Annotated in this window: 13 protein-coding genes; 3 read left to right on the forward strand and 10 right to left on the reverse strand. The window is 34.3% G+C overall.

Features of this window, described 5'->3' with window-relative positions:
- Positions 1 to 180 precede the first annotated feature (180 nt).
- From KA894_RS06620 to pta, 5 genes are all read right to left on the reverse strand, one after another.
- Positions 181 to 1,257, reverse strand: a complete 1,077-nt coding sequence (locus tag KA894_RS06620; RefSeq protein ID WP_103372758.1) for a phosphomevalonate kinase — start codon at positions 1,255 to 1,257, stop codon at positions 181 to 183.
- A gap of 12 nt (positions 1,258 to 1,269) precedes the next feature.
- Positions 1,270 to 2,253: a diphosphomevalonate decarboxylase gene (gene mvaD / locus KA894_RS06625; RefSeq protein ID WP_103372757.1), complete on the reverse strand. Its 984-nt coding sequence runs from the start codon at positions 2,251 to 2,253 to the stop codon at positions 1,270 to 1,272.
- Between the two features lie 5 nt (positions 2,254 to 2,258).
- Positions 2,259 to 3,182, reverse strand: coding sequence for a mevalonate kinase (gene mvk / locus KA894_RS06630; RefSeq protein ID WP_103372756.1), 924 nt, complete (start codon positions 3,180 to 3,182; stop codon positions 2,259 to 2,261).
- A gap of 557 nt (positions 3,183 to 3,739) precedes the next feature.
- Entirely contained in the window at positions 3,740 to 4,576 is an 837-nt protein-coding gene (locus KA894_RS06635) for a lipoate--protein ligase family protein (protein ID WP_119488001.1), read from the reverse strand.
- On the reverse strand, positions 4,576 to 5,562 hold the full coding sequence (pta, locus tag KA894_RS06640) for a phosphate acetyltransferase (RefSeq protein ID WP_119488000.1): 987 nt from the start codon (positions 5,560 to 5,562) through the stop codon (positions 4,576 to 4,578). Before pta ends, KA894_RS06635 begins: the two co-directional genes overlap by 1 nt.
- Before the next feature lie 171 nt (positions 5,563 to 5,733).
- On the opposite strand from pta, the gene hemQ reads away from it, so the two are divergent.
- From hemQ to KA894_RS06655, 3 genes are all read left to right on the forward strand, one after another.
- Positions 5,734 to 6,483 carry a hydrogen peroxide-dependent heme synthase gene (gene hemQ, locus KA894_RS06645; protein WP_096810845.1) on the forward strand — a complete coding sequence of 250 codons (750 nt, stop codon included), beginning with the start codon at positions 5,734 to 5,736 and terminating at the stop codon, positions 6,481 to 6,483.
- A gap of 568 nt (positions 6,484 to 7,051) precedes the next feature.
- A complete protein-coding gene (locus KA894_RS06650) occupies positions 7,052 to 7,819 on the forward strand; it encodes a threonine/serine exporter family protein (RefSeq protein WP_369967586.1) in 768 nt (255 codons plus the stop codon).
- Positions 7,820 to 7,830: 11 nt separating this feature from the next.
- Positions 7,831 to 8,283, forward strand: a complete 453-nt coding sequence (locus KA894_RS06655) for a threonine/serine exporter family protein (RefSeq protein WP_096810847.1) — start codon at positions 7,831 to 7,833, stop codon at positions 8,281 to 8,283.
- Positions 8,284 to 8,334: 51 nt separating this feature from the next.
- On the opposite strand, the gene KA894_RS06660 is transcribed toward KA894_RS06655, so the two are convergent.
- The 5 genes from KA894_RS06660 to KA894_RS06680 all read right to left on the reverse strand — a co-directional run bounded on the left by KA894_RS06660 (position 8,335) and on the right by KA894_RS06680 (position 12,447).
- Entirely contained in the window at positions 8,335 to 8,532 is a 198-nt protein-coding gene (locus KA894_RS06660; RefSeq protein ID WP_103372752.1) for a hypothetical protein, read from the reverse strand.
- 305 nt (positions 8,533 to 8,837) lie between these two features.
- Entirely contained in the window at positions 8,838 to 10,001 is a 1,164-nt protein-coding gene (chrA, locus tag KA894_RS06665; protein ID WP_096810849.1) for a chromate efflux transporter, read from the reverse strand.
- Between the two features lie 11 nt (positions 10,002 to 10,012).
- Complete coding sequence (locus KA894_RS06670; RefSeq protein ID WP_096810850.1) at positions 10,013 to 10,315, reverse strand: PadR family transcriptional regulator; 303 nt, start codon at positions 10,313 to 10,315, stop codon at positions 10,013 to 10,015.
- 218 nt (positions 10,316 to 10,533) lie between these two features.
- The gene (locus tag KA894_RS06675) at positions 10,534 to 12,021 is read right to left on the reverse strand and encodes an APC family permease (RefSeq protein ID WP_210133842.1); all 1,488 of its coding nucleotides are present in this window, start codon (positions 12,019 to 12,021) and stop codon (positions 10,534 to 10,536) included.
- 63 nt (positions 12,022 to 12,084) lie between these two features.
- Positions 12,085 to 12,447 carry a DUF423 domain-containing protein gene (locus KA894_RS06680; protein ID WP_096810852.1) on the reverse strand — a complete coding sequence of 121 codons (363 nt, stop codon included), beginning with the start codon at positions 12,445 to 12,447 and terminating at the stop codon, positions 12,085 to 12,087.
- Between the last annotated feature and the right edge of the window lie 17 nt (positions 12,448 to 12,464).

Below are 12,464 nucleotides of genomic sequence, written 5' to 3' on the forward strand. Positions count from 1 at the left end.
GGTTTAATATTGTCAGTTATTTATGTGGCACTACGCGTACAGTACTAGTCAAAGACTACAAAATGAGGCATTGCCATAGAAAACGTGTATAAAAAACTGCCAACAAAGTCGGAGACTTTCTCGACAGCCTGAACAGCACTTGAATCTTACAATTTAAGTACTGTCTCATTATTTACTATTCTATTGTCCGTGATAAATATTAAATTCTAAAGGTTTTACTTCATTTTCTAACCATTCTTTATAAATAGACTGTTTGTCAACGCCGTTATTAACGATTGTGATACCGCAATCACCGCCGCCTGCGCCAGATGTTTTAGCAGCACCACCATATTTTTCAGCTACAGAACACAATACTTTCAAATGTGAAGTTTCTATATCTATCGTCGCTTCTTTATCCATAGACTGAATAATTTCACGGTTGATACGAATCATCTGTTGCACACCTTTAATGTGATTCGTTTTAAATGCATGTATTAATTTTTCCACACAAGCGTGAGAACGTTCTAAAAATTTCCCATAAAAAGTAGGATCTGATTTTAAACGCTTTACTTCACTAACTAAATGATGTGATGAAGCAGGCGATCCTGTCCACCCTATTAACACTTGCATATTTTCTGGTGGTTGCAAGGGTTCGATGTGCAATCCAGGCCAGTTTTTATTCAATACTTCATTGACTGAAGTATCTTCAATTTGTTGAGAAACCCATTCATGATCAAACGTACTATAAGCAAGCCAACCTGTGTATACACTTACGGCAATGTCCCCACATGAACTTAAACTTTGTAGTTTCATATTGGCGATAACTGCGAGTTTATAAATATAAAGGTTCGATAAATGCGTTTCATAAAACTCATTTAAAGCTTTTACAACTGACACAAGCACTGCTGCACTCGATCCTAAACCATATTTATGGCCGTTAGCGTCATCTAAATTACTGTCTATAGTTAAGTTAAAATGTTTTAAATTGATACGGTTGCTGCTAACAAATTGTTCAAAAACTTCTATAGCTGTGATGACATATTTCAACTGTTTAGCTGCATGTAAATCAGATACTACAATCTTATCTTCTTCTCTTTGAAAAGTGACCGGTTCATGATGTAAAGTTTTAGAATGTATCGTGCCCTCTGCCGCATTAGAATCTTCAATTGTAGCTGTTACAAATCGATTTACAGCAATCAAAACAGATTTATATCCAGGTTCTGTAACGGCGTATTCACCTGCAATATAGAGTTTACCTGGAGCTTTTACTCGAATCATGTTATCTCTTCCTTACTCAATAATTTCAACGTTTGTGCGTGTAATGTCACTCGCGATAATTTGATGATCCTCAAACGATTTCTGTAGTGCATCAATCACTGCTTGTTGATTTTTCTTCTCTACTAAAATTTTAACATTAGGCCCTGCATCCATCGTAAAGTAGCATGGATAACCAGCTTCACGACATTGGTGCACGATGTCCATTACTAAGTAACTGTCTTCAACCATATATGTAAATGGTGGTTGTGCACCTAAATTTGTAGCATGCATTCTTAAACCATTTGCTTCAATAACCTCACCTAAATATTTAAAATCCTTGTCTTTAATCGCATGCTTAACTGACGCTATATCCTCATCTACGTGGTCTAACCAATATTGGTAAAAACGAGAAGTATCACGTGTATGTGACATACCGGCACGACTGGATACTTTTTTAGTTTTATTATTTATCACTACAAAAATCATGGCTAACTCATCTTCCCAATGGTCTGCATCAATAGGAAAACTGTATGATGTTGCATCATCATAACCTTTTTCCCATTCTACAAAACCACCATAAATACTCCTAGAAGCCGATCCTGAACCCCTTCTAGCAAGTCTAGATAGTTCTTTACCCGTTAATTTAAGATTTAAAGCTTCATTACAAGCTGCTGCTAACGCGGCATAAGCACTTGCTGATGATGCTAATCCTGCAGCTGTTGGTACGAAATTGTCACTTTCAATATATGCATACATAGACGTACCTGCTATATTTCTAACAACATCCATAAATCGACGTATTTTAGCCGCTTCCGAATCATCTACTGTCTGCCCATTTAAAACAAGCACATCTCTGATATATTCTTCAGAAAATGTCACTTTAGTTTCTGTATAAAAACGATCTAATGTTACCGACAAACTATTATTCATCGGAATAATATACGCTTCATCAGCCTTGCCCCAATATTTAATCAATGCAATATTTGTATGTGCACGTGCTTTGCCACTACTAACCAACGTTCCTAACCTCCTAAATATTCAATCCATGTATGATGCGCGCCTAAGCTTTGCGCGCTTTGAGCAATTTTTTCAGCTACGTCTATAGTCGAAGCAAGGACAATCATACTACCGCCTCTGCCTCCACCAGTTAACTTACCAGCGATAGCACCCTGTGCTTTGCTTATTGTTAACAACTGCTCAATTTTTTCATGACTTACTGTGAGCGTGCGTAAATTCTCTTGGCACAAATCAAACACAGAAGCGAGTTGTTCAAAGTTATGATGTTCTATAGAGTCACGTGCTTCATGGACCAGTTTACCGATATGTTCTACATAGCTAAGGTATGAACTATCTGCTTTGCATAAATGATGTACGTCTTCTACTGCTTGTTTTGTCGATCCTCGTATACCAGTGTCTATGACAACCATATAACCATTTAAATCTAATGGTTTTAACGTTGTGACTACGCCATTTTGAAACCAAACGGGCTTATTAGATACAATCGTTTGTGTATCTATGCCACTTGGTTTACCGTGCGCAATGCGCTCTGCCCAATTCGCTTCTTCAATCAACATTTCATCCGATAAGGGTTTGTTTAAATAATCAAAGCTCGCACGTACAAATGCTACAGCCATTGCAGCACTAGAACCTAACCCCCTTGATGGCGGTAAGTTTGTATCAATTGAAACTTTTATTGGTGTTTGAATATGATATTCATTTATAAATCGTGTTATCACTGATTTTAAGTGTTCAGGTGCATAAGTTAATTCACCATCATAAACTTCACTTTTAATATAAGAAGATTCATTAACATTTAAGGATTCTATTAAAGCTCTTACTCTTCCAGTAGTAAATGGAATCGCAATTGCAGGCTCTCCAAACGTCACCGCGTGTTCTCCTATTAAAATCACCTTACCATTTGCTTCCCCATAACCTTGTTGTGCCATATTTTCAATCACCTTTAGTATTTTCTTTAAATTTAAATAGTATATGCCTTACACTGCGATTGCCTTTTATTAATTACTTTTTATTGATAGCCATATAACATTTCCCAGGAAATGCTCCACTTAATCGCATTTTCGCTATAGTGTTCATATCTTCTCATTTTTAATCAAGAAAAAATTACGTGCATCTTATTTACACAACTTAATCAAATTTCACACAAATCAAACTATATTATCTCATAATTTTCATATATTAACATACGACTCGAGTCATAGTTTTAATTTTTTTACTCAAATTGGGTAAAATAAGTTATAAATAGTTAATACCTGCTACTAATTGTAATCAATACTTATCTAGTATAAAACGCTCTGGCTTATTATTCAAAAACTTCACTTTATCTTACCCAATTTATTTTCAATTTTTCAACGTATACTTTCACTATATTACTTATTTCATTACTATAATTCAACAAATATAACAATCTCTTTAATTATTTAACGTATTAAAAAAGCCAGAAACGATACATTTAATGTTGTATCATTTCTAGCCTTCATTTTAACTAGTCCATTTTTTGATTAACTTTAGCATTTCGTTCAATCATTTTTTCAAAATATCCTTCATAACGTTCCCACTCATCATTAGTAATATCGTCCATTGTTAAATTGGCACCTAAATCTTTAAGCGCGTATAATAATTGGAACATAACATCTTGAACTGTTAGCTGTTTATCTAATAGTTGCTCTAACGATGCCATACATTGAGGATTAATATTTGGATATTCAAATTTTGTTTGTTCACCTTTTAAAGCTCGCTCATAAAAAGCTTTCATTAAAGCAGCGCGTTCACTGCCATCTCCTTCAACACAAAGGTATACTTGAACAGCAATACCTCCACGCACACGTCTTTGTGAAATCCCCGCAAATTTTTGCCCATTAATACTCAAGTCGAATTTTCCTGGGCAATAAGATTGTTCAATCTCATAAGTCTCAATTTCAACATTTTCATCTTCAAACATTTTGGCTACTAATAAATACATCACTGAAAATGCTTCATCAATCGTAATGTCATGTTTGCCTTTAAAAATAAGAGAAATATTGAGTATGCCTTGGTCCAATACTACGCCAAGACCACCTGAGTTTCTCACAATTGCATTATAACCTCGTTCTTCTGTCAAATAGCGAATGCCATCTTGTAAATACGGTAACCTAGAATCATGTATACCTAAAATAATAGTATGTTGATGTATCCAAGTACGTACAATGCTACTTGACAAATCTTTACCAACACTTTCCGATAACGTATCATCAAAAGCAAATGATTGCATTGGCGCTAAACCAGAAGAATGATCAACATAACGCCAGGTGGTACTGTTAAAATATTTGCTAGCTAAATCCATTATTGTAAAGCTTGTGCAGCAGTGATGATTGATAAATTATACACGTCTTCAATTGAACAACCACGTGATAAATCATTCACTGGTGAATTAAGACCTTGTAATACAGGGCCTACCGCATCATAACCACCTAGACGTTGTGCAATTTTATAGCCAATGTTGCCAGCCTCTAAACTTGGGAAGATAAATACGTTAGCATCTCCTTGAATTTTTGTATCTGCCGCTTTTTTCTTAGCTACTTCTGGTACAATTGCAGCATCAAATTGGAATTCCCCATCAACAATAACATCTTCAAGTTGATCAGCTTCAACTTTCTCTTGAGCCAATTTTACAGCGTTTGAAACTTTTTCAACATCGTCAGATTTCGCAGAACCTTTCGTTGAAAAACTTAACATTGCTACACGAGGTGACATACCGAAACTTTGGGCAGATTTTGCGCTTTCTACTGCAATTTCAGCTAAATCTTGCGCTTCTAATGTAGGGTTGATTGCACAATCACCAAAGATGTATTGTGCTTCGTCTTTAATCATAAAGAAAATACCTGATGTTTTGGATACGCCTGGTTTTGTTTTAATGATTTGTAGTGCAGGACGTACCGTATCACCAGTTGAATGTGCAGCACCACTAACAAGACCTTCAGCTTTGCCTGTATACACAAGCATCGTGCCGAAATAATTGACATTTTTTAACATTTCTTGAGCTTGTTCTTCAGTCGCTTTACCTTTACGGCGTTCAACAAAAGCTGTAACTAACTCTTGTTTTAATTCGCTTGTTTCAGGGTTAATAATCTCTAAGTTTGAAATATCTAAACCGTTATCTTCAGCTAATGCATTAATATTTGCTTCATTACCCAATAGTACTGGTGTGACATAATCAGTACTTTGTAATTGTGTCGCCGCTGTTAATACACGTTCATCTTCTCCCTCAGGTAAAACGATTTTCACATTTTTTCCTGACAGTTTTTCTTGTAATACATCTAATAAAGACATAGGGGCCTCCTCTAATTTTTAATACTTTTATTTTTCCAATACTATTATACGTCATTTTTTTATATAATTCCATGTCACCAATTTGTAATCATTTACTTATGTTTTACAGTTACCTTTATGATAGAATTTTTAGTGGAGATATAGAAATTTTTCATAAAGGAGCGATTCAATATGCCACAAGCACCAGAAACTTTAGATGGTTGGTATAGTTTACATTTATTATATGCTATCGATTGGGCTAGTTTACGTTTAGTTCCAGAAGAAGAACGACAAACGTTAGTTGAAGAGTTACAAGCCTTTTTAGATAAACATGAAGAAGCACGTACGAATCATGCAGGAGATCATGCGTTTTATAATATTACTGGTCAAAAAGCAGATATTCTTTTATGGGCTTTACGTCCTGAACTAAAAGATCTTAATGCTTTTGAAAATGAATTTAATAAATTGAAAATCACTGACTTTTTAATCCCAACGTATTCATACGTTTCTATTATTGAATTAGGTAATTATTTAGCTGGTAAATCTGATGAAGATCCATACGAAAATCCTCACATTAAACCGAGATTGTTCCCAGAATTACCACAAACTGAGTATATTTGTTTCTATCCTATGGATAAACGTCGTAACGAAACATATAACTGGTATATGCTACCATTAGAAGAACGTCAAGCGCTAATGTATAACCATGGTAAAATTGGTCGCCAATATGCTGGTAAAATCAAACAATTTATCACAGGTTCTATGGGGTTTGATGATTTTGAATGGGGTGTTACGCTATTTGCTGATGACCCACTTCAATTCAAAAAAATTGTTTCTGAAATGAGATTTGATGAAACAACAGCACGTTATGGTGACTTTGGCAGTTTCTACGTAGGTACCATCATAACTAAGCATAGTCTACCGACGCTTTTTGAGGTGTAAGATAGAGATAATTGCAGATTAAGTGAAGCATAGGTCAGAACCCTAACTTTTTCTACATTTGTATATTAATCCATTCATAAAAGATTCAGAGGCATTTTACGTGCCACTGAATCTTTTTTTATACTTTTCTTTCATTTCCTAATTCTCTTCTTCTTGGTTGGCATACTCCGACATGCATAACTCTCTCTAACCCCCTACTTCGTAGGAAGAAAACAACTAAAAGGCACACTTGAAGTTAAACAAGTGTGCCTGTCTGAATGTAGTGTGTTTGGGAGAACTTTAATCACTACTTAATTTAAGGGTTAACTGCTAAATATTGTCGCTACTCAATATTTTTTGTAACAGTCAACTAATACTATTTTAACCTATTTGAAACATTTGAAACATAATTGAATTGCTAAAATTGTATAAAATTCAATTTTTTAAAATTTAAGCAGTGTTTTTTTACCAACATATCAACTGAATAAAGTGTTACAATAAACCATATTAACTTACTAACTTATAGTGCTATGACATAGAATATACGCATAGTTTAGTTAAATAAAGTATAATTGGTGATTAAATGACAATAAATAATCAATACTCGGAAAGTTATGATGAAAGAATGGCAAAAGATGTCATTATCTTAGCCGGAAGAATTTTGCTTGAATCTGGCGCAGAAGGCTCCCGCGTTGAAGATACAATGACACGCATTGCCTTTACTTTAGGTTACACGGAAAGCAATAGTTTCGTTACGAATACGGTTATTAACTTTATGTTACATAACGAATCTTATCCAAGAATATATAGGATTAGAACAAGAGACACCAATCTCCATCGTATATCAAGAACCAATCGCGTTTCGAGACAACTTTCTGATGGTGCCTTATCAGTTGAAGACGCGTTCCAAGAGTTACAAAAAATTTATAATGAACAAAGTATTAAACATGATTTATTTTTCAAATTTATTGCAGCTGCTATTATCTCTATTAGCTTTCTATATTTACAAGGAGGCTACTTAATCGATATATTTACAGCGCTCATTGCAGGAGCCTTTGGTTATCTTGTCGTAGAAATTCTAAGCAGACACTTACATGCCAAATTCATCCCAGAATTTATGGGTGCGCTCGTCATCGGTACAGTGGCAGTGCTTGGAAGTTCTATCATACAAGGTGGCTCTATTTCAGCGATTATTATTTCATCAGTCATGCCGATTGTACCTGGTGTTTTAATCACTAATGCTATTCAAGATTTATTTAGTGGCCATATGTTAATGTTTACAACGAAATCATTAGAAGCATTGGTAACAGCTTTTGGTATTGGCGCTGGTGTAGGTACAGTACTTATTATTTCTTAGGAGCAATGTCTATGTTTTGGATTTTAAATTTAATATTTAGTTATACCGCTTCATTATTCTTCGGTATTATATTTGATGTTCCAAAATATTTATATAATGCTGTTGGAATTGTTGGTGCATGTGGCTGGATGGTCTATACGTTAGTTTATGATGGTTTTCAACTTCATACCATTTATTCAAGTTTCTTCGGAAGCCTAGCATTGGGCTTATTGAGTCATGTGATGGCTCGCTTAAAAAAAGAACCAGTTATTTTATTTATGGTGCCTGGCATTATACCATTAGTTCCCGGAGGATCAGCCTTTGATGCGACCAAAAATCTTATTTTATTAGAATTTAGTAAAGCGATTAATACTATGTTAGAAGTAACGCTTATTGCAGGGGCAATTGCTTTAGGTTTGTTATTCGCCGATCAAATTTCTAAACTGATTGTTTCTGGTACAAAATTCAGTAAAAAACATATATAATTATCAAATTAATAAACATCTGAGCGTCAATTTAAGAGGCACAGATGTTTATTAATTCGATGTATTATATTTCCATTTTAAAAAACTAGCAAAAATAAAGCGCACCATTAATGCAATGGTTGATACTAAGAGACCTGCATGATAACCAATTATCGCTTGTTCCGATTGCATTGAAATACGATTGGTCACTGTAGCTACAACTATTGCAACGAAGGCTGTACCGAATCCAGACCCTATGTTTTCAATCATATTTATACTCACACCTGCTGCTGGTAACTACTTACTTTTCAAATCATAATAAGTACTTGTCGTTAACGTTAGCGTCGCCTCTCCGACCGCTCATCCTCTTACGAACAATATTAATCCAAGTCAAATTATCGACGTATCACCATTAATAAATATAAACGGAATCGAAACTAATAATGAAAGTAGCAAAGCAACCATTACCACTAATTTTGCCCCGAATTGATCTGTAAAACATCCAATGAGCGGGCGTGTAACTAACATATATATTAACTTAGAATGGGTCCTTATTTATTAAAACAAATACATCATTAATATAGTATAATTCCAAATATTAATCCCAATATGACAACTCCCCATGAAGGGCATTTATAATACATAAGTAAGATGAATAACACACTTGCTAACGCAAAGTCTAATTCTGTATTAATTGTCGATTTCCAAATCGGATTGTAAAAAGCTGCAATTAATATACCGACTACACCAGCGCTAATCCCTTTTAAAAACGCGTTTACATAGACATTGGATTTGATACTATCCCAAAAAGGTAATACGCCATATAACAATAAAAATGCTGGTAAAAAAATAGCAAATGTCGCTAATACCCCCCCTACTATGCCTTCTATTGAAGTGCCAATATAAGTAGCAAATGTAAATAATGGACCCGGAACACCTTGTGCTGCCGCATAACCAGTTATAAATTGTTCAGAAGAAATAAGGTTTTGTGGTACAAACTCACTTTCTAACAATGGTAAAACGACATGTCCGCCCCCAAAAACCAATGCGCCAGAACGAAAGAAACTATCCATCATTTGAACCCATACATTAGTGGTTATAGAACTTAAAATAGGTAAAGTAATAAGTAACGAAAAAAACAATAAAAGTGATATCACACCTATGCTTTTAGGAACCAAAAACAGCTTATCTCTTTTCCCTACATTACTGTCATCTTTACTTTTTAAGAAAAATGCGCCGTATAATCCTGTGAAAATCAACGCAATAACTTGAATGTATACACTATGGATGAGCAACGTAAGCAGTAAGACAAATAATGCTAACGTGATGGTTGTTTTAGTATTCGTTAATTTCTTCCCCATGCCAATAATAGCTTGAGCCACAATAGCGACAGCAACCAATTTCAAACCTTGAATCCATGAAAAAGTAGTTTGACTATTTGTAAAAACAAGCACAAATACCATTAACATAACTGCAGATGGGAGCGTAAACCCTATAAAAGAGATAAAACCGCCAATCATACCCCCTCTAATCGTCCCTATACCTATACCAACTTGACTGCTAGCTGGCCCCGGCAAAAACTGACATAACACGACTAGCTCAGAGTATTCTTGTTCATTTAACCATTGCTTCTTTTTAACATATTCATCATAAAAATATCCTAGATGGGCTGTTGGCCCACCAAAAGATATGAAACCAAGTTTAAAAGCCACAATAAAAATCTTGAAATAGTTAGACATTTTAAGTCTCCTTAAACTTCATTTATCAGCTCATTTAGTTTTTGCTTTGTTTCAGTTAAAAAAGTTTCTCCACTAACAGTAATAGTATAGTACTTTCGCTGTTTACCATTAATAGTTCTATGCTCGCTTTTCAACAAATCTTCTTCTTCCATTGTATGAAAAATTGGGTATAGCGTGCCTGGGCTCATATGATAACCATGCGCTTCTAATTCATTAATCATCCAAGAACCATAGATAGGAGCTTCTTTAGCATGATGCAATATATGAATATAGATAAAACCTAAAAATACTTTTCGTTTAATTTTACGTTCCAATTAATTACCCCTTTCATTAAAATCGGAATTCGATATCTGTTTTCGATTTTATATTATCTCTACTTTTTCGTCAATTTTAAACTCACAATAAAAAAAGCGCCTTTCCATATTCGTATATCTTGCGAATATGGAAAGGCGCTACTTTATTTTATATCATTTTAAAAATATTATCTTTAATAAGATATATGTTTCTTTCATAATTTACTTTTTAAGTTTGTCTAACTTTTTGATTCACTTGTTTTATTTTCATTAATAAGATCTACTACTTCATCTTCTGAACGGTTTAAGATAAGTTTACTTAATTTATCATTATCCATTTGTTTTAATTTTGGATAACGAACAATGAAAAAGATTAATCCTATAATTAACCAACTGAACAACGCGATATATGATGGCATTGATAAACCAGCTGGTGAACTTGGAATGAGTAGCAATAATAAGAAAATAAATGACACAAACGTACCTAAGATTGCTAATGTTTTATATACTGGCCCGTAAGTATTGCTTGTTTTATCATAACTAAATAATCGTGCGGCTGATAGACAAGTGATAAAGTATGCAATCGATACACCAGTAGATGACATATCAACAATCCATGTTAAAGCTGTGCGGCCTAACCACGGCGCTATTAATGTAATTGCAACTAAGAAAATAATAGCGACATAAGGTGTTTTATATTTACTGTGTAATTTACTAAATACTGACGGCATAATACCAGAACGTCCCATTGAGAACAATAGACGACTTGAACTCATTAAAAATCCATTTAATCCAGTGAAAATACCCATAATAATAGCAATCGATAAAATTGCTAGACCTATATAGCCAAATGCGCCACTTGTTACAGCGCCTGTTAACCACAGTTGGCGATTCAAACCATTCGCTGAGCTACTTAACCATCCTGTATACAGAATCATGAGTACATATGTGATTGCTGCGGCTAACAAACTATATACGATTAATTTAAATGTTTTGTTTGGAGAAAAATCAAATTCTTCTGCAGTTTGTGGGATATTATCAAATCCTACATAAGCCCATGGCGCTACAGCGACAATCATAATAATAGATGTCATCCACCCTTTTTCTTTATTCGCTAATGGTTGTAAATTTTCTAAAGAGAAGTTACTACCAAAGAAAGAACCGAAAAATAATATTAAGACTGTAATCACCAATGCTACACAGAAATAAAATTGTAGTGATCCTGAGATACTTGTACCTTTAATTGCAATAAACATAAATATAACTAATAATAATGATGCAATTAATATTTCCGTGATATAGACATCCCATCCTGCAATGGTATACAGTTTACCTGTTTCTAAAATATCAGGTAATAAGAATTTAATTAATAAACTAAATGCAGTTGCGTTTAAAGCTACTACACATATATAACCAAAAGTTAAAAACCATGATGAGAAAAAACTAACATATCTACCAAAACCTAAAAAGCTAAATGCGAAAGCGCCCCCTGAAACTGGAAAACGTTCAACGAGTGCTCCATAACTGACCGCAATTAAAATCATTAGTAAGGCGCCAATAACGATACCAATAGCAGCGGGAATAGGGCCAGATTGACCAATCCAATCACCAGGTAAAATAAATGCGCCCCAACCAATACATGAGCCATAAGCAATTGCCCATACAAATTTCTCAGATAAGTTTTGTTTTAAATCTCCTCTATCTACTTTCCTATCATTTTTTCCCATAAATAAAATTCACCTCATGGATTGTATTATACCCCTAAGATGAATTCTATAACAATTATAAATTTATATTTTAAATGTACCTATAACTAACATCAACCAACCTACGATAAATAAAACGCCGCCAATTGGTGTAATTGCGCCAAGTATACGAATTTGCGTTAGCGCTAAAATATAAAGTGAACCACTAAAAAATACAATACCTAAAAATAAAAGCCAACCTGCCCAATTTACATTGATTGATGTTGTACCGCTAATAACGCCGATCAATAATAAACCAAGACCATGATACATTTGATAAGTTGTTGCCTTTTCCCATACAGATAAATATTTGTCTGAAAGTTTCCCTTCCAAACCGTGCGCCCCAAAAGCACCAGTACCAACTGCCATTAAAGCATTTAAAGCACCTAAAATAATGAATATTTTCATCAAAATGGACCCTTCCT

This window comes from Staphylococcus sp. GDY8P131P (assembly GCF_017891975.1).
Classification (GTDB): domain Bacteria; phylum Bacillota; class Bacilli; order Staphylococcales; family Staphylococcaceae; genus Staphylococcus; species Staphylococcus nepalensis.

Bases quoted from the DNA above. Each gene is read 5' to 3' on its own strand.
- KA894_RS06620 (WP_103372758.1), bottom strand. From the start codon at position 1,257: ATGATTCGAGTAAAAGCTCCAGGTAAACTCTATATTGCAGGTGAATAC.
- mvk (WP_103372756.1), bottom strand. From the start codon at position 3,182: ATGGCACAACAAGGTTATGGGGAAGCAAATGGTAAGGTGATTTTAATA.
- KA894_RS06635 (WP_119488001.1), bottom strand. From the start codon at position 4,576: ATGGATTTAGCTAGCAAATATTTTAACAGTACCACCTGGCGTTATGTT.
- pta (WP_119488000.1), bottom strand. From the start codon at position 5,562: ATGTCTTTATTAGATGTATTACAAGAAAAACTGTCAGGAAAAAATGTG.
- hemQ (WP_096810845.1), top strand. From the start codon at position 5,734: ATGCCACAAGCACCAGAAACTTTAGATGGTTGGTATAGTTTACATTTA.
- KA894_RS06655 (WP_096810847.1), top strand. From the start codon at position 7,831: ATGTTTTGGATTTTAAATTTAATATTTAGTTATACCGCTTCATTATTC.
- KA894_RS06660 (WP_103372752.1), bottom strand. From the start codon at position 8,532: ATGATTGAAAACATAGGGTCTGGATTCGGTACAGCCTTCGTTGCAATA.
- chrA (WP_096810849.1), bottom strand. From the start codon at position 10,001: ATGTCTAACTATTTCAAGATTTTTATTGTGGCTTTTAAACTTGGTTTC.
- KA894_RS06675 (WP_210133842.1), bottom strand. From the start codon at position 12,021: ATGGGAAAAAATGATAGGAAAGTAGATAGAGGAGATTTAAAACAAAAC.
- KA894_RS06680 (WP_096810852.1), bottom strand. From the start codon at position 12,447: ATGAAAATATTCATTATTTTAGGTGCTTTAAATGCTTTAATGGCAGTT.